Genomic DNA, 16732 nt, shown 5'->3' on the forward strand with positions numbered 1-16732 from the left:
TCATGACATTTGGACGAGTTTCAGCATTCTGAGCTTCCAGGGCGCTCGCTTAGATTTATTTCTTTTTCGGGGCCCCCGCAAAGTACCTGAATCAGCTTCGAAGCAATAACATCACTTTGTAGGGTTGAATTAGCATTTGCTCTGCCACAATTTATATTGTGCTGCAATACCCCATACCTTGACGATGGAGCGGACGAGATGATAGGTCTGATGAAGAATAATGGCAAGGAGTCCTGTCCAGATCCATGCGGCCGCTGTGAAAATTCCGCTTATCAATAACAGCAGTGCAAGTAATAGAAGGGTGATCCCCAGGATCATCGGCAGATTTTTGAGGGAGAGAAGCAGCCCTTGGAATACCCCGGCCTTGCTCACCTGTCCAAATTGCATAAATAAGAACAACTGGTGAATGATCCAAGCGAATACAATCCATCCGAAGATGATCGGGAGGAAGGATATCCCCAGGTGCTCTAGATCGTAGAGCTTCCATTCCTGATAGAAGTATGGAACTACCCAGTACGCGGGAGCAAGGATCAGCAGGTTCTCCAGCCAATAGAACAAGCAGACCGGCTTCCAAGCGTATTTAATGCCTTTGAAGAACAGGAGTCCTTTATCGTCTTGGTGATGAATAGAATAATAGAGTCCTGCGTTGATGAATGGGGTAATTAACATGCGAATCAAGAACAGCCCTGCGAGCATCCAGAGGTAATAATCGAGGATGTCCGTTTTCATAAGTTGGAACTGACTCTCAATCAGGAACATCTGCATACTCGTCTCGGTGGGGTGGGGATCCGGGTAGTGTTCCAGAATAGGGACCACGATGGCGTCGATAAATCGATAGAGGAAGAAGCCCCAGATCAGCTGGTACAAGAATAGAATGATGACGATATAAAAATGATGTTTGACGATGCTAAAACTTTCTTTAATATAGTTCATTCCGGGTTCACCTCACCATCCGAGTGCGTTCAAGATACTCTCGATCAGTTTCGCTGTGCTGAAATTGATTCGTGTTTTGACGGCCTCATCAATTTGGGCCTTCATATAGTTATTGATGCGTTTATTCTCGAGCACCATGGTGTCTTGCGGGTCAATCATGACCCAATCCAGCGGTGTCTTATGGGTGAGTGTATATTGAATCGTTGCTGATGCGCCGTCCCAGGTTCGCTTGACGGAAGTGCCGTCTTTGAACATGAATACGACAGGAACCTGCGGATAATCACCGCCTTTTTTACGAAGAATGACTTTGGATTCATACGCGGATGTTCCGTTATTTTCTACCTTCTTGGCGGTAATACTCTCTACAGCATAGTCCGTCATGAACCCTTTATAGACATATTGATTGAAGAAATCGGTCCAATCCTTCTTCGTTACTTGTTCGACGACACGCTGGAAATCTGAGGTGGTAGGATGACGGAATGCCCATTTCTTCGTGTATGTCTTCATTATTTTGGCCATCGTCTTGGCTCCCACTTGCTTCTCTAGGGCGATAAGCACCAGCTTGCCACGTGTGTACACATTTTCGGCGTACTGATTGGAGTCTTTGTACTTCCATGCAAAGAGAGACAGAGGAGCTGGGTCAGTCATGTAGCTCGATTCAATCGGCAAATTCGCGACGATCCCGTATTCCGTCTCCATGACGCGGTCCTCTGCATAGGAGGTGAATCCTTCATCCAGCCAAGCTTCTTCAAATTCATTGCTCGCGAGCATGCCGTAGAAATATTGATGTCCGATTTCATGCACAACGGTACGCTCTAGATCATATCCGGGGTTGTCATCCATCGCGCCAAAAGCTGTAATGAGGGTTGGGTACTCCATCCCGCCCGCGCCGTTACCTTCTTTGGGCGGTACGATGATCGATAGCGTAGAATACGGATATTCTCCGTACCATTCACTGTAACGGGCAAGCGCCACCTTGGCAGCATGGAAGTACCGCTCTTGTAGATCCTTATGCGCTGGATCAAGGTATAGCTTGATTCGTACACCAGGAACGTTCGGCGCAGAGAATGGCTGCTCCGCATAGATGAAATCCGGCGATGCGGCCCATGCGAAGTCGTGCACATCCTCCGCATAATATTGATAAGTTTTGTAGCCGTCTTGTTGGGCTGCGCTTTTGGTTGGGAAGCCTGAGGCGGCAACTTTATACGCTTCAGGGACCTGGATGCGAACGTTGTAAGTTCCGAAATCAGAATAGAATTCGGAGTTCCCGTGATATTGATGGATATTCCATCCTTCAGTGGTCCGTCCTCGCATGCCTGCAGGTTCGTAGACAGCGAGCTTCGGGAACCATTGTCCCGCCATGACGAAGTTGCCAGCGACACCCATACGTGCGAAGACACCCGGCATTTTTACATTGAACTTCATATTGAGCGTGATGGACTGGCCGGGCTTGACCGGTTGAGAGAGCCGAACCTTCATTAAGGTGCGATCATTCGGATTGTTGTCATCGGGCTGCACATATTGCATTCGTTTCATGAGCGACATACCTTCTTCGGTCTGCATGTCGGTGATTTCCATGGACCCGTAGCTGCCTTCCTTCATAACATCTCCGCGTAATTTGCCTCCAGATTCTTGAATAAAGGTGGACTGCTTGGACGCAAATGCATTCGGATAGAGGTGGAAATACAGCTCATTCACGATATTTTTGCCGGGGTTGGTCCACGTGACGGATTGGCTGCCTTGCAGCGTTTTGCCGATGGGTGAGTCTTCGAGCTTCACATTCATGTGATATTCAACGATACGTTTGCTATACACTTTAGAGGTGGGCTCCTCAATGGTCTGCGGCTCAGCCTTGTCACTTATAGCTGTGCGCTGTTCTGGAAGCATAGACATGGTGGATAGATGATCTGCCTGGTTTTTACTGAACCAGATGGCATAGCCGAGCAGACAAACGATGAGCGAGATCGTTAGAATACGTTTCGTTTGACTTGGGGTCATACACGTTTACCTCCCGTTGACAAGCATGTACAGCATGTATATGTTTGCAATTTCAATAATATTAGCTAAAATAAAATTAAATCACTTGGAGGTATAATGCGGATGAGTTCAGAAGAGCAAAAACCGAAGAAACAGCTAGCCCTGAATGTTGTTAGCAAGAAGGAACATAAGGGATTTGGCGCAGGTTCAATCGATTTGAATAACGTCTCCCCGGTCATTATCGATCAAGGAGAAGCTTATATTGATATTGGTGCGATGCACGCGAAGAGTAAGGTAGAACGCGGAATTAAGTTCCTCACGAATCGGGAAGATGTGCCGAATGGCCGGAAATGCTGGATTGTCTGGGTTGCGGTTGACCGCAATGAAGAAGGTCCGTTCTACGGCGGTATGACGGCTTGTGAAATGGCTGTTGATCCGGAGATCAAGCGCGGATGGAAAATTCTTGCGGAGCATGTGAACAAGCTGGATTATGCGTTGAAACGCCGTGTGATGCTGGAAGGACTAGATGCGGAGGAGAAGAAGCTTCTTCGCGAGCTGCTCATGCAGCACAATCCAGAATGGTGGGAGCGTACCAGCGATAGCGTGAAGGAAGCATTAGCATAGGGCTATATTATAGAAGAAGAGACAGCGATCCGAGATGGAGTGCTGTCTCTTTTTTTATTTTAAAGGGGCCCCCGCAAAGTACCTGAATCACTTCGAAGCCGAGTCCCCACTTTGTTAACCCGTCCACCAACGTTTGACATCTTGCCACCAGGAGCGGTGCTGCGGCGAAGATTCTGTTCCTTCTTGCTTCGTCTCTTCTCCGTGGTGTACGCTGCAGGATTCGGTTGGCTCGGTACCGACGACGAAGGCTTCGAGCCGCTTGTCCGGACATGCGGTTGTCGCGAGCTGACCTGTCTGCGGATCAATATAGACATTGACGACGCCTTCGGGAATCGGAAATATCTTTGGCGGCACATTGCGCAGCGCTTCTTCGGTGAATTGTGCGAAGATAGGGGCTGCCTTGTGGGCATCAACGGCATGGATCATTTTCCCACGATCATAACCGACCCAGACAGCGGTCGAGAGCTCCGGTGTATAGCCGACCAGCCAAGCGTCGTTATCGGTCGTTCCTGTCTTACCGGCGACAGGACGCTTCATGAGCGATGAGACCCGGTTGCCGGTTCCGCCGGTATCGAAGACGCTCTCGAGCAGGTTAGTTAAGACATAGGTATGCGCGGCATCCGTCACCTGCGTATGCTGCGGGGTTGGGGCTTCATAGATTGAGTTCCCTTTGGCATCGGCAATCCGTAAGACGGCAATAGGCTCAACCCGCTCGCCTTGATTGCTAATGACAGCATAGGCGGAGGCCATCTCGAATGGACTGATCGGGAATGTGCCTAGTGCGAGTGACGGTAAGGGCTTTAGTAGGCTGTCAATGCCCATCTTCCGAGCCATTTCGACCACATTGAGCGGATCGATCTTCATAATCGTATTCACGGCATAGATGTTGTCAGAGACGGCAATCGCTCGGCGCATATCAATTTCACCGAAATATTTGCCTCCATAGTTACTGGGCTCGTATGTTTTACGGTTTTCATCATAATGGAACAAGGTCGGTTCGCTCTTGAACCGGGACATGCTAGTCATTTGGTTACTCTCAAGCGCAGCTAGATACATAATGGGCTTGAAGGCAGATCCGGGCTGTCTCGTCTTCGCGAATACACGGTTAAACTGATTGGTCTTATAGTGTGTCCCGCCGACCATCGCTTTGACATAGCCGCTGCGCGGATCAATGGAGACGAGCGCTGCTTGTAAATCCGAATCTGTGGGGATTTGTTTCGCGATGGCCTGTTCAGCTGCTTGCTGCGCGTGCAAATCGAGTGTCGTATAGACGGTAATGCCACCTTCGGCTAGCAGAGACTCGTCGAACCCGAGCTTATCCGTCACAACATTGCGAATATAGTCTCGGAAGTAAGGAGCGATCTCTCCTTCTTGCGGCGTCTCGAGCGGCTTGAATTTCAAGATTTCATGATAAGCAGTGTCCGCTTGCTGCTTCGTAATGTATCCACATTCGACCATCGTGAGGAGGACTGTTCGCTGCCGATCTTTGGCATTTTTCATATCACGAAATGGGGAATAATACTTAGGTCCCTTCGGTATACCCGCGAGCATCGCACTCTCCGCCAGCGTCAGTGATTTGGCAGGCTTGCCGTAGTATAGCTCTGCGGCGGGTTCAATCCCGTAGGCGCCGTGACCATAATAAATATTGTTCAAATATTGGTTCAAGATCTCATCTTTACTTAAGTTCATTTCCAACTGAATGGTATACATGGCTTCCTTCGCTTTGCGCGTCCATGTGCGTTCATGACTCAAGTACAGATTGCGAGCTAATTGCTGGGTTAGCGTGCTAGCGCCCTGTTTCGTCTCCAAATGCTCTATATTGACAAGCGCTGCACGAGCCATCCCCTTGATGTCGAATCCAATATGATTGTAGAAGTGACGATCTTCGACAGATAACGTGGCATGGATCAGGTCAGGTGCAATATCAGAGAGTCCTACAGGACGTCTCGAAATACCGGATTGCGGTTGAAAATAACCAATGATTTGCCCTTCGCGATCCACGAACTTGGAGGCTATTCCCATCGAGGAGACAGGCAGGGAATCGGCTCGGAGATAGATAAGTAAGCCACCTGTACCGATAAGGAGGAGTAGGAACAGGAATAACGCTGCCGCTCCGAGACGCTTCAATAGACGCACCCTTCGCGAAGGTTTTGATTTGGCATGGGCCGCATGGGACTCTGATTTACTCGCCTGATGACGCGACATCCCTTCCATCCTTTCTTGTTCCAATCTGGGTGAATTCCACCTATCCCTTAGTATGGAAAAAGTTAGAAAGTCATATTCATTCGTGTCCGAAATATTAAATTTTAGATTCTGACAACTTATACTGTTGCTTTTTTGGCAAGTTTTATTATAATACATCTTGTCCTAGAAGAAGCGACTTCGACATCACAAGCGGATGATAAGCGTTTTCTTCGAGAAATATAAGACCAATTTCTTATATTTCAAAAAAACATGGGAAAGAGCGTGATACGTAATCGTCCCTAAACGATTAATCTACGAGAAGAAAGAAGGCTAACTACGATGGAATTGTGGTACACGGAGAAACAAACGGAATCCTTCGGGATTACAGCTAAAGTGAAAGAAACGTTTGTAACAGAAAAAACGGATTTTCAAGACCTCGCGATGATCGATACGGAAGAATTCGGACGTATGCTTGTCTTGGACGGCATGGTCATGACAACGATTAAAGACGAGTTTGTCTATCATGAGATGGTCGCTCATCCGGCGTTGTACACGCACCCGAATCCGAAGCATGTGCTAGTTGTTGGCGGCGGAGACGGTGGCGTTATTCGTGAAGTATTGAAGCACCCGCAAGTGGAGAAAGCTGTTTTGGTTGAGATCGACGGTAAAGTAATTGAGTACTCGAAGAAATATTTGCCGGAGATCGCCGGAGAACTGGACAATCCTCGCGTAGAAGTTATCGTAGGCGACGGTTTCATGCACATCCATGAAGCGAAGGATAAATATGATGTAGTAATGGTTGACTCCACGGAGCCTGTTGGCCCTGCAGCACCATTGTTCGAGCGTGGGTTCTATCAAGGGATCTTCGAAGCGCTTAAAGAAGACGGAATCTTCGTTGCACAGACGGACAACCCTTGGTTCAAGGCTGATTTGATCCAGAAGGTCAACAAAGATGTCAAAGAAATTTTCCCAATTGTTCGCGTATTTGCTGCGAACGTACCAACATATCCAAGCGGCCTATGGACGTTTACAATGGGCAGCAAGAAATACGATCCGCTTGAAGTGGACGAGACACAAATTCCAGAAATCGACACGAAATACTACAGCCCTCGCTTACACAAAGCGGCATTTGCATTGCCGAAATTTGTAGAAGACCTGTGCAAATAAGGAGGAGACAAGAACGATGCGTTTAGATCAGGCTTACTCCGGTAATGTCTTTATTTGCAGCTCGGACGATTATGAGAACTCCAAGGCGGTCATCTATGGTATGCCAATGGACTTCACAGTAAGTTTCCGCCCAGGCTCACGCTTTGGCCCGCCTCGTATTCGTGAAGTATCGATTGGATTAGAAGAATATAGCCCTTATCTCGATAAGAGCATTACAGATATGACTTATTTTGATGCTGGCGACCTGCTCTTACCTTTCGGCAATGCAGCGCGCAGCTTAGATATTATCGGCGAATTTGTTGGTAAGCTGCTGGCTGATGATAAATTCCCGATCGGCTTAGGCGGAGAGCACTTAGTTTCTTGGCCGATCTTCCAAGAAGTCTACAAGAAATATCCAGATCTTGCGATCATCCATTTCGATGCGCATGCTGACCTTCGGGAATCGTATGAAGGAGAGCCATTGTCGCACTCGACGCCGCTTCGCAAAGCAGCAGGTCTGATGGGCGGCAAGAATATCTACCAATTTGGTATTCGTTCCGGTTCCCGTGAGGAGTTCCAATATGCACGTGAGAACATCAATTTCCACCCGTTCGAAGTGCTTGAGCCGCTCAAAAAGGTGCTGCCAGAACTTGCAGGACGTCCGGTATACGTAACGATTGATATCGATGTGCTTGACCCTTCAGCTGCGCCAGGAACAGGTACAGCTGAAGCAGGCGGCATCACATCCAAAGAGTTGCTGGAAGCGGTTCATGCGATCGCGCGCTCGAACGTGAATGTGGTAGGTTGTGATTTGGTGGAAGTAGCACCGGCTTACGATCCAACGGAACAGACGCAGATCGTAGCAGCCAAAGTTATCCGTGAGATGCTGCTCGGTTTCGTGAAATAAAGAAGAATAAGCCAGGAATAGTGGGTTTACAACTATTTCCTGGCTTTCTTTTGTTACACCATCATTCTCCATACGGTATACTGGGATCACATCTTAGAGGAGGGTGAAAAGTGTAGTGTACGTATTCGATTTTCCAATCGTGGATATTGATCCAGTTAGGAAATTCATTCTTGTGAACTCAGCAAGTATTGTGCTTAATTTTATTTCGCTGCTCGCAGCATTTATTGTGACATATAGTCTGTTCTTCAAAAAATTATCGATGGTTTATATCGAACGTTCACCCAAACGATATCGTGTCTTATTTGGTTTGATTGGTGGGATTCTGGCCAGTATCACGGTGCTTCTAAGTGTTCTTACGATTACGAATATCGACGATTTCCATTTTATCGATGCCTTGACGATTGGACTTCAGACGTACTTTATTTTTATCTCACTCTATGGAGGAGGCGTCGTATCGGGGATCTTTACACTCACGTGTATCACGGCGATGCGATGGCTTGTGGATCCGAGCGTTCGAATGGCTGAGGAGCTCAACTGCATTGATCTGATCGCATTTGCGATCACGTGGATTGGATTGCGGCTGGATCTGGAGCGTCATTGGAGATGGGCGTTGATTAGTACGACCACTATACTCTTGCAATCCGGATTCTTTATCATGAAGGGCATGGATCTGGGAGAATTGCTCCTGTATATTGGATCGATGCTCGTTGTTGCCGTTGTGATGTACTTCATTATGCATTATGTGATTCAATCTCTAGAGATGTACGTGTACTTTCAACGGAATGCGATGCAAGATTTTCTGACCAAATTAGATAACTTACGATCGCTACATCTGAAAATCACGCGACTTGTGAAGCGCATGCAGGATACGAATCGAGACTACACCGTCATGATTGCAGATATCGACTATTTTAAATCCATCAATGATACTTATGGTCATGCGGCAGGTGACGAGGTGCTGAGGCAATTCTCAAAGCTGCTGTCAGAGTATTGTCCCAAAAAAGATATTCTCGCGCGTATGGGAGGCGAGGAATTCTGCCTGATTCTATCGAGCGGCATTGAGAAGTCGGAAAAGATCGCGAATCAAATCCGGGAAGCCGTGGCTGGTCATCTCTGCACTCTGCCAACGCAGCAGAGTGCATTCATTACCGTGTCCTTCGGACTCGCTGGCTGCAATCGAGATCGTGTGCATACCGTGAATGATATGCATAAAGTGATGGATGAAGCGGATCAGGCGCTCTATGCGGCGAAGACGGCTGGACGAAATCGGGTATCGGTGTATCAAGCGGGGGATTCGGCAGGACACTCTCGGCGTTTGGGATGGAATTGAATCATTTGAGCCGCTGGTAGGCACCGAGCCTTTCGGCGGTTTTTTGTCTGTGAAGCAAGGAACTGTTTGAATTCATAGGACGAACTGGGTATAGTAGTGAGATAGAATTAATGGTGACAGGAGAGCGTGGTAATGCCGAAGAAACATCGGGTGCGAATACGCATCGTGAGCGATCAAGAGCAAGGGCAGACCATTCAAGAGTTCCGAGGTGAGCGGATTGATAAGGATAGCCATATCTATATTCGCTACGAGGAGAACTTGACAGATACGCCGCTTACAGGAGAGGCTGCGAAGACGATGACAACCCTGAAGCTTGGTAGCGATACGATTAAGCTGATTCGTCATGGCGCCGTGCAGTCGGAGCAATCTTTTCAGATGGGATGCAGATTGACTGGGTTCTATCGCTCGCCATTCGTTCAATTGCAATTATCGCAATGGACCTCACGGCTGCAGATCGACATGCAGGACGTTGCAGGAACGGTGGAGTGGGATTATGAGCTGTTCGCGCATGAAGAGAGTACAGGACAATTCAAAGTGAGTTTAACGATACAGGAGGATCCGGATCATGAGTCAGAATGAAAGTGTATTGGAGCAACTAAATAATGCCGTGAAGAATGCGGTCGGTGAAGCAGTTATTGCAGCGGGTCTTGTGACTAGAGAAGAGCTGCCAGCTTTCGTGATCGAAGTACCGAAGGACAAGTCCCATGGGGATCTTGCGACGAATGCCGCGATGCAATTAACGAAAATTGCGAAGAAGAACCCGCGTCAAATCGCTGAAGCGATTATCGCGAACCTGGATAAGAGCACAGCATCTATCGAGAGTGCTGAGATTGCAGGACCAGGGTTTATTAACTTCCGTCTGAACAAAAGTTATTTGTATCCGGTTATTGCTGAAGTTGCAGCGCAAGGTGACGGCTTCGGTCGTGTCAACGCAGGAGCGGGTAAGAAGGTCCAAATCGAGTTCGTGAGTGCGAACCCAACAGGCAGCTTGCACCTGGGTCATGCACGCGGTGCAGCCGTGGGTGATGCATTATGTAATGTGCTTGATTTTGCTGGCTATAACGTCACGCGTGAGTACTATATTAATGATGCAGGGAACCAAGTAGTAAATCTCTGCAAATCGATTGAAGTTCGTTACAAGCAGGAGCTTGGTGTTGACGCTGAAATGCCTGAAGACGGCTACTACGGCGAAGACATTAAAGGATTTGCCAAGGAATTGGTTGCGGAGAAAGGCGACAGCTTGCTGTCATTAACGGATGAAGAGCGTACGAAATTTTTCCGTGGTTATGGACTTGAGAAAGAATTGAATAAGATTAAACGCGATTTAGGCCGTTTCAAAGTTCACTTTGACGAATGGTTTAGTGAGACATCACTCTATGAGACGGGCGCTGTAATTGAGTCTCTGGATGAATTGAAAGAAAAAGGCCAAGTGTTCGAAGAAGAGGGCGCAACCTGGCTTCGTACAACGCCTTACGGCGATGATAAGGACCGCGTCTTGGTGAAGAACGACGGCACGTATACGTATTTGACACCGGATATCGCGTATCACCGGAATAAGTACGCGCGCGGCTACGATCAAATGATCAATATCTGGGGTGCCGATCACCACGGTTATATTCCGCGTGTTAAAGCAGCGATGGAAGCACTCGGCAACGATCCCGCGAAGCTGACTGTATTGATTGCTCAGATGGTGAGTTTGTTTCAGAACGGCGAGAAGGTGAAGATGTCCAAGCGTACAGGTAAAGCTGTTACGATGGAAGATTTGATGGATGAAGTCGGCGTAGATGCGATCCGTTACTTCTTCACGATGCGTTCGATGGACTCCCATCTTGATTTCGACATGGACCTCGCCATTTCAACATCGAATGAGAACCCGGTATTCTACGTACAATACGCTTATGCGCGTGTTTGCAGCATTTTCCGTCAAGCGGAAGAGCAAGGTGTAGTTATTCTGCCGTTATCCGAAGTAGACCTCACGAAGCTTACAGCAGAGCATGAATATGATTTGCTGCGTAAGATGGGTGAGCTTCCGGAAGAAATCGCGGTGGCAGCGCAAGGTTATGCGCCGCACCGGATTATTCGTTACGTGTATGAACTAGCTTCGCTGTTCCACAGTTATTACAAAGCTGAACGCGTCATCATTGAAGACGCGTCGGTTACGCAAGCGCGCCTCGCATTGCTGGGCGCGGTGCGCACGGTCATCGCCAACGCGCTGCGCCTCGTTGGCGTATCTGCGCCAGAGCGCATGTAGGCACATGCGCTCAAGGCGCTGCCTTCGCGCACGGCCTGTGGCCGCGTGCGCGCAGCAGCACGAGCAGCCCCACCGCGAGCTTTCGCATGCGGTGGGGCTGCTTGGCGTCTAGCGCTCCGCCTCGCGCAGCAGGCGCAGCGCGTCGACTTCGCCGGGCGCGGGCTTTGACGAGCGGAGCCCGCGGATGGTCGTTGCCGAGCGGCGCAGCAGCGCCTTGATCTCGCTCGGCGAGAGGCCTGGCTTTTGCGCGAGTAAGAGCGCAATCGCGCCGCTGACATGCGAGGTCGCCATCGAGGTGCCGCTCATCTCGTTGTAATTGCCGCGAAGCCACGAAGAGATGATCTTGTCACCAGGCGCATAAATATCAATATATTGCCCGCGATTGCTGAATTTGGCGACTCGGTGCAGTCGATTCGTGGCGCCAACGGCGATCGTCTGCGGATACCGGGCAGGGTAATCGACCGATTTGCGCTTGGAGTCATTGCCAGAAGAGGCGACGATGACGACGCCTGCATTATAGGCATTGACGACCGCATTCAACAGCGCTTTACTGCTAGTCTTCATGCCGAAGCTCATGTTGATGACATGCATTCGATTTCGAACACACCAATCAATCCCGAGAATAATATCGGATACATAGGCTGAGCCGTTGTGATCGAAGGCTTTTACGGGATGAATTAATGCCCGAGGCGCCACCCCAATGATCCCTTTCAATTGGTTGGCGGCAGCGATCGTCCCGGCAATATGGGTACCATGCCCATTATCATCGTACGGCAGCATGTTGCGGTTGAGCAGGTTAATGCCGCGCATGAGAGAATGATGAAGATCCGGGTGCCGATAATCGACGCCGGTATCAATGACACCGATTCTGATGCGGTGCCCCGTTGAGGTAGACCATGTCTGCGGGGCATGGATGTGCTGGACTCCCCAAGGGATTCCATGATCCCATTGCACGTTTTTGTGTGCGGTCGCGTGGACCTTCATGACTCGCGCATCTTTTTCGATAAAGATGTCGTTTTTGAACATACTCAGCTTCGATTCTGAAATGGCTGGACAGATCATCGCATGAATAATTCTTGACGGTTGAACCGCGCTCAGCATGGCAAGAGAGGATTTCATTTTCTTGAAAAGTGTCAGGCATCTTCTGAAGTCGCGGGTATGGACAAAGCGGATGATTTGTTTCTTCTGGGAGCCGCCCCCCCGAGCAATTTCGTCATGCAGCAATTGTAGAAATGTTAAGTAGTCCAATTTGGAGTCCCCTCCTGACTAACCATGTTGCAGTATTGTATGATTAGCTAGAAAAGAGGGACTGGGTAACATGCCTTTTTTATAAGAAATAGGCCATCTTTCGTGTCAAAGCGATCCCGAGGACATAGTATGAAGGGAGAGCCTATCAGGGTTCTTTATGAGATACAAGGCCTGTGAAGAAACCTGGTTTTCTTCAGGCGGATACAGTCACTGCGAAGGGCACCCCCCCTTCGCACTCCTCATTAGAGGACCAGTAAAAAATCGGATTTTGATCACGAAGATTGACTGTGAGTAACTCGGCATCGAACCTTGAGTTCAGACTCGAAGTCATTCCTTCCGAAGCGAGTTTTCTCCGAAAACTTTAAGGTACTCATGTAGGTTTCGCCTACACTCCGTGTCCTCCTTCTTCGCCTTCACTCAATCTTCTCGGTGCTGAAAACCCGATTTTTACTTTCGATTTAACTTTACAACCTTTAAAAACACTAGTCCCTCATCAGAACCTCCACCTAACCGTGACACGCACCCAACACATACATAAATACAAGAAGGTCCTCCTAAACTCAGTGGAGGACCTTCTTGTATTGCACCGCTTCTTGCAAGCTTCTCCCCAGAACCTGGATGTCGACAGCTCATCCAGAGCCCACCCCCAGAGTGCTCATGCATACGAAGTGCATGAGCATCTCCCTGCGCTCCCCCGCAAGCGAAGGCGAGGGGGCGCTTCCCCCTGATGAACGTAGCGAATGGAATGAGGGGTATCGGATAGAGAGCGAAGCGTTCGCCTTTGTAATCAGAAAACATCCACCCTAGTCCAATCTAAGTTTTCTGATTACAACAGCGACGAAAGCCGATACCCCCAGTCCAGCAGCCCTCGTTCATCTATTGCCATATCTTTTAATCTTTCACCTTTTCTCGCCAAGCTTGCATTTTTACCCTAAATAGGTTTTACTTATGTTTGATATGGATATGTTATAGAAGAATGTTTATATGTTGTGAACATTGTGAGAGAGGAAGTGTCCTTCAATGAGCACCCCGTTTCAATTAAAAATTGATCCTGAGAAAGTGCACGAGATTCCGATGGTGGATCTTGCTTTTGAAATCTTAAAAGCTGCGAACAACCCATTTTATTACCGGGATCTGATGAATGAAGTTGCCAAATTAAGAGGTCTATCGGAAGACGAGATCAAAGATGTAGTCGCACAACTGTATACGGAGATTAACATCGACGGTCGGTTCGCATGCGTAGGAACGAACTTATGGGGCCTGAAGCGTTGGTACCCAGTTGAGCGTTCAGAAGATCCAGTGACGAATTCCAAACGTCCGCGTATCATCAATGATGATGACGATGACATGATGGATGACGAAGAATTGTTCGCAGATGAAGAAGATTCATACACTGCGGACGAAGAGGACTTCGACAACATTGATGAAGAGCAAGATGAAATGTACGGTGATGAAGAAGAAGAAGCCGAAGTTGATGATGAAGCTGTCATGGATGACGAGGAACTTGTTGGTGAAGACGAGTCCGAGGAAGACAGTGAAGAAGAAGATGAATTTGACGACTTCGAAGAAGAAGAAGATAAATAACGGACTAGCGGCAAAAATTGTTTTGTCTCGTTAGAAGGGCGGGCTCGCGTTACAGCGGGCCTCTTCTTTTGTCACCCCTCCGAATTGCTCCGCATTTGACGACCTAGTACGGGGGATTTTTGGACAAGAGATCCACATCTTAGAAAGTCTGTGACGTCACTTGACATGGGACTTGGGACAGAGTAAACTATTTTTCGGGCTTAAGATTTATTTTGCAATTTATATACCTTTGAATGAAAAGTGCCCCGTGGCTACGGGAGTCACTTTTTTGTTTTTTTTATCAAGTTTTTTGGTGAATTAGGTTAGTCTAATACTAACGATTCGCAGTGGATTTTTCTTTTTTTTGTAGCAGTGTCGGACAGAGCTTAGGCTCTGTTTTAAATGTTTAGGAGGGTATGGATTGTGACAAAATATATTTTCGTGACGGGCGGGGTTGTATCTTCTTTAGGAAAAGGGATTACCGCAGCATCTCTTGGCAGATTGCTTAAGAACAGAGGGTTAAAAGTAACAATTCAGAAATTTGATCCGTACATCAACGTGGACCCAGGGACGATGAGCCCTTATCAACATGGTGAAGTGTTTGTAACCGATGACGGCGCAGAGACGGATCTTGACCTTGGGCACTATGAACGTTTTATCGATATTAACTTGTCGAAGAACAGCAATGTAACGACAGGTAAAGTGTACTCTTCCGTTATTTCCAAAGAGCGTCGTGGTGAATACTTAGGCGGAACGGTTCAAGTAATTCCACACATTACGAATGAAATTAAGGACCGCGTATTCCGTGCTGGACGTGAAGCTGGATCTGACGTGGTTATTACAGAAATCGGCGGTACAGTAGGGGATATCGAGAGCTTGCCGTTCCTTGAAGCGATTCGTCAAATCAAGAGCGACATTGGCCGCGATAACGTAATGTATATCCATTGTACGTTGATTCCATATATTAAGGCTGCTGGTGAAATTAAAACCAAGCCAACACAACATAGCGTCAAAGAACTACGCAGTATCGGGATTCAACCGAACGTGATCGTATGTCGTACGGAGTATGAACTTTCCGAAGATACGAAACGTAAAATTGCATTGTTCTGCGACATCGATGCGAATGCAGTTGTAGAGTGTCGTGATGCTTCGACATTGTATGAAGTACCTCTTAACCTCCGCAACGAAGGTCTAGATGATATCGTTGTGAATCATTTGAAATTAACAACAACGCCTCCGGATATGACCGATTGGGAGAAGTTAGTTGAGCGCGTGAAGCAGCTTCAGCATAACGTTGAAATTGCCATTGTAGGTAAATATGTCGCACTTCATGATGCGTACCTCAGTATTGTAGAATCCTTGTCTCATGCTGGTTTTGATGCGAACTCCGACGTGAAAATCCGTTGGGTGAATGCAGAAGAATTGACAGAGAGCAATGTGGATGAATACCTGAGCGGCGTTCAAGGGATTTTGGTTCCAGGCGGATTTGGCGATCGTGGAATCGAGGGTAAAATCTCTGCGATCCGTTATGCACGCGAACAACAAATTCCGTTCTTCGGTATTTGCCTCGGCATGCAAGTAGCCGTCATTGAAGTTGCTCGTAACTTGGCAGGATTGGAAGGAGCGAATAGCTCAGAGATCAATCCAACTACGGATTATCCGGTCATTGACTTGCTTCCAGAACAGAAAGACATTGAAGAAATGGGCGGCACAATGCGTCTTGGATTATACCCATGTAAATTGCAAGATAATACACTTGCACAGCAGTGTTATAATGATGAGCTTGTCTATGAGAGACACCGTCACCGGTATGAGTTCAACAATGAATACCGTGAAGTCATTGAGCGTACAGGCCTTGTTATTTCGGGTACTTCACCGGATGGACGTCTGGTTGAAATCGTTGAATTGCCTGGACACCCATGGTTCCTTGCCGTACAATTCCATCCGGAGTTTATCTCGCGTCCGAACCGTCCTCAGCCATTGTTCCGTGAGTTCGTGAAGGCAGCGCTAAAAGTACAACGCTAATATTTTTACGTTTTTTCCAAGAGCAGGAAGGAATTCGAGTAAATTCCGCGAATATATTTACGGGTATCAAGTTCAGAGGACCGTATCCATGATCCATATATTCGCCTGGTTGCTCTTGGGAGGGAATCGTTTGGAGAAGAAGAAGGTATTAATTGTTGATGATCAGAATGGGATTCGCGTATTGCTCATGGAGGTATTCGGCAGCGAAGGATATTAGACCTTTCAGGCGGCGAACGGGAAACTCGCACTAGAAATTGTTAGCAAAGAAGAGCCGGATATGGTATTACTTGATATGAAGATTCCGGGGATGGACGGCCTTGAAATCTTGAAACATATTAAGCAGATCAAACCGTTTCTTAAAGTGATCATGATGACTGCTTATGGTGAATTAGACATGGTTAAAGAGGCGACAGATCTCGGAGCGCTGATGCATTTCACCAAACCGTTCGATATTGATGAGATCCGTATCGCAGTAAATATGCAGCTTCGTGACGGAATACATGCTTCTTAACAGGACCGCTTGGTCCTGTTTTTATTTGGAGAG

The 16732-nt window shown here is 47.8% G+C and carries 12 protein-coding genes and 1 pseudogene; 9 read left to right on the forward strand and 4 right to left on the reverse strand.

What is annotated here, in order from left to right; genetic code table 11:
• Nucleotides 1-129: 129 nt before the first annotated feature.
• Together ACFQZR_RS27590 and ACFQZR_RS27595 are read right to left on the reverse strand one after the other, a co-directional pair.
• Nucleotides 130-933: a carbamoyl transferase gene (locus ACFQZR_RS27590; protein WP_379351532.1), complete on the reverse strand. Its 804-nt coding sequence runs from the start codon at nt 931-933 to the stop codon at nt 130-132.
• 12 nt (nt 934-945) lie between these two features.
• On the reverse strand, nt 946-2931 hold the full coding sequence (locus ACFQZR_RS27595; protein ID WP_379351533.1) for a M1 family metallopeptidase: 1986 nt from the start codon (nt 2929-2931) through the stop codon (nt 946-948).
• 102 nt (nt 2932-3033) lie between these two features.
• Here ACFQZR_RS27595 and ACFQZR_RS27600 point away from each other — a divergent pair, with 102 nt between their 5' ends.
• A complete protein-coding gene (locus ACFQZR_RS27600) occupies nt 3034-3534 on the forward strand; it encodes a YwhD family protein (protein ID WP_018759354.1) in 501 nt (166 codons plus the stop codon).
• 114 nt (nt 3535-3648) lie between these two features.
• Here ACFQZR_RS27600 and ACFQZR_RS27605 read toward each other — a convergent pair whose 3' ends face one another.
• Entirely contained in the window at nt 3649-5739 is a 2091-nt protein-coding gene (locus tag ACFQZR_RS27605) for a transglycosylase domain-containing protein (RefSeq protein ID WP_379351549.1), read from the reverse strand.
• 318 nt (nt 5740-6057) lie between these two features.
• Here ACFQZR_RS27605 and speE point away from each other — a divergent pair, with 318 nt between their 5' ends.
• The 5 genes from speE (at nt 6058) to argS (ending at nt 11352) form a co-directional block, all read left to right on the forward strand.
• Nucleotides 6058-6885, forward strand: a complete 828-nt coding sequence (gene speE, locus ACFQZR_RS27610) for a polyamine aminopropyltransferase (protein ID WP_379351534.1) — start codon at nt 6058-6060, stop codon at nt 6883-6885.
• A gap of 16 nt (nt 6886-6901) precedes the next feature.
• Nucleotides 6902-7771 carry an agmatinase gene (gene speB, locus ACFQZR_RS27615; protein ID WP_379351535.1) on the forward strand — a complete coding sequence of 290 codons (870 nt, stop codon included), beginning with the start codon at nt 6902-6904 and terminating at the stop codon, nt 7769-7771.
• A 103-nt stretch (nt 7772-7874) separates the two neighbouring features.
• Nucleotides 7875-9101 (forward strand): GGDEF domain-containing protein, encoded by a 1227-nt coding sequence (locus tag ACFQZR_RS27620; protein WP_379351536.1) that lies wholly within the window; start codon nt 7875-7877, stop codon nt 9099-9101.
• Nucleotides 9102-9233: 132 nt separating this feature from the next.
• Nucleotides 9234-9680, forward strand: a complete 447-nt coding sequence (locus ACFQZR_RS27625; protein WP_379351537.1) for a YwiB family protein — start codon at nt 9234-9236, stop codon at nt 9678-9680.
• Nucleotides 9667-11352: an arginine--tRNA ligase gene (gene argS / locus ACFQZR_RS27630; protein WP_379351538.1), complete on the forward strand. Its 1686-nt coding sequence runs from the start codon at nt 9667-9669 to the stop codon at nt 11350-11352. Before ACFQZR_RS27625 ends, argS begins: the two co-directional genes overlap by 14 nt.
• A gap of 108 nt (nt 11353-11460) precedes the next feature.
• Here the strand turns inward: argS and ACFQZR_RS27635 are convergent, their stop codons facing one another.
• Nucleotides 11461-12600 (reverse strand): S8 family peptidase, encoded by a 1140-nt coding sequence (locus ACFQZR_RS27635; protein ID WP_379351539.1) that lies wholly within the window; start codon nt 12598-12600, stop codon nt 11461-11463.
• 1020 nt (nt 12601-13620) lie between these two features.
• Between ACFQZR_RS27635 and rpoE the strand changes: the two genes are divergently transcribed.
• From rpoE to ACFQZR_RS27650, 3 genes and pseudogenes are all read left to right on the forward strand, one after another.
• Nucleotides 13621-14184 (forward strand): DNA-directed RNA polymerase subunit delta, encoded by a 564-nt coding sequence (gene rpoE / locus ACFQZR_RS27640; protein WP_379351540.1) that lies wholly within the window; start codon nt 13621-13623, stop codon nt 14182-14184.
• Nucleotides 14185-14586: 402 nt separating this feature from the next.
• Nucleotides 14587-16188 (forward strand): CTP synthase, encoded by a 1602-nt coding sequence (locus ACFQZR_RS27645; RefSeq protein ID WP_379351541.1) that lies wholly within the window; start codon nt 14587-14589, stop codon nt 16186-16188.
• A gap of 130 nt (nt 16189-16318) precedes the next feature.
• Nucleotides 16319-16699 (forward strand): annotated as a pseudogene (locus tag ACFQZR_RS27650) (response regulator).
• The last annotated feature ends 33 nt before the right edge of the window (nt 16700-16732 follow it).

Source organism: Paenibacillus sp. GCM10027629 (assembly GCF_042676425.1).
Lineage (GTDB): Bacteria > Bacillota > Bacilli > Paenibacillales > Paenibacillaceae > Paenibacillus_K > Paenibacillus_K terrigena.

What these genes read in the sequence shown, in the direction of transcription:
- speE (WP_379351534.1), top strand. Translation starts at nt 6,058, where the DNA reads ATGGAATTGTGGTACACGGAGAAACAAACGGAATCCTTCGGGATTACA.
- argS (WP_379351538.1), top strand. Translation starts at nt 9,667, where the DNA reads ATGAGTCAGAATGAAAGTGTATTGGAGCAACTAAATAATGCCGTGAAG.
- speB (WP_379351535.1), top strand. Translation starts at nt 6,902, where the DNA reads ATGCGTTTAGATCAGGCTTACTCCGGTAATGTCTTTATTTGCAGCTCG.
- ACFQZR_RS27605 (WP_379351549.1), bottom strand. Translation starts at nt 5,739, where the DNA reads ATGTCGCGTCATCAGGCGAGTAAATCAGAGTCCCATGCGGCCCATGCC.
- ACFQZR_RS27595 (WP_379351533.1), bottom strand. Translation starts at nt 2,931, where the DNA reads ATGACCCCAAGTCAAACGAAACGTATTCTAACGATCTCGCTCATCGTT.
- ACFQZR_RS27590 (WP_379351532.1), bottom strand. Translation starts at nt 933, where the DNA reads ATGAACTATATTAAAGAAAGTTTTAGCATCGTCAAACATCATTTTTAT.
- rpoE (WP_379351540.1), top strand. Translation starts at nt 13,621, where the DNA reads ATGAGCACCCCGTTTCAATTAAAAATTGATCCTGAGAAAGTGCACGAG.
- ACFQZR_RS27600 (WP_018759354.1), top strand. Translation starts at nt 3,034, where the DNA reads ATGAGTTCAGAAGAGCAAAAACCGAAGAAACAGCTAGCCCTGAATGTT.
- ACFQZR_RS27625 (WP_379351537.1), top strand. Translation starts at nt 9,234, where the DNA reads ATGCCGAAGAAACATCGGGTGCGAATACGCATCGTGAGCGATCAAGAG.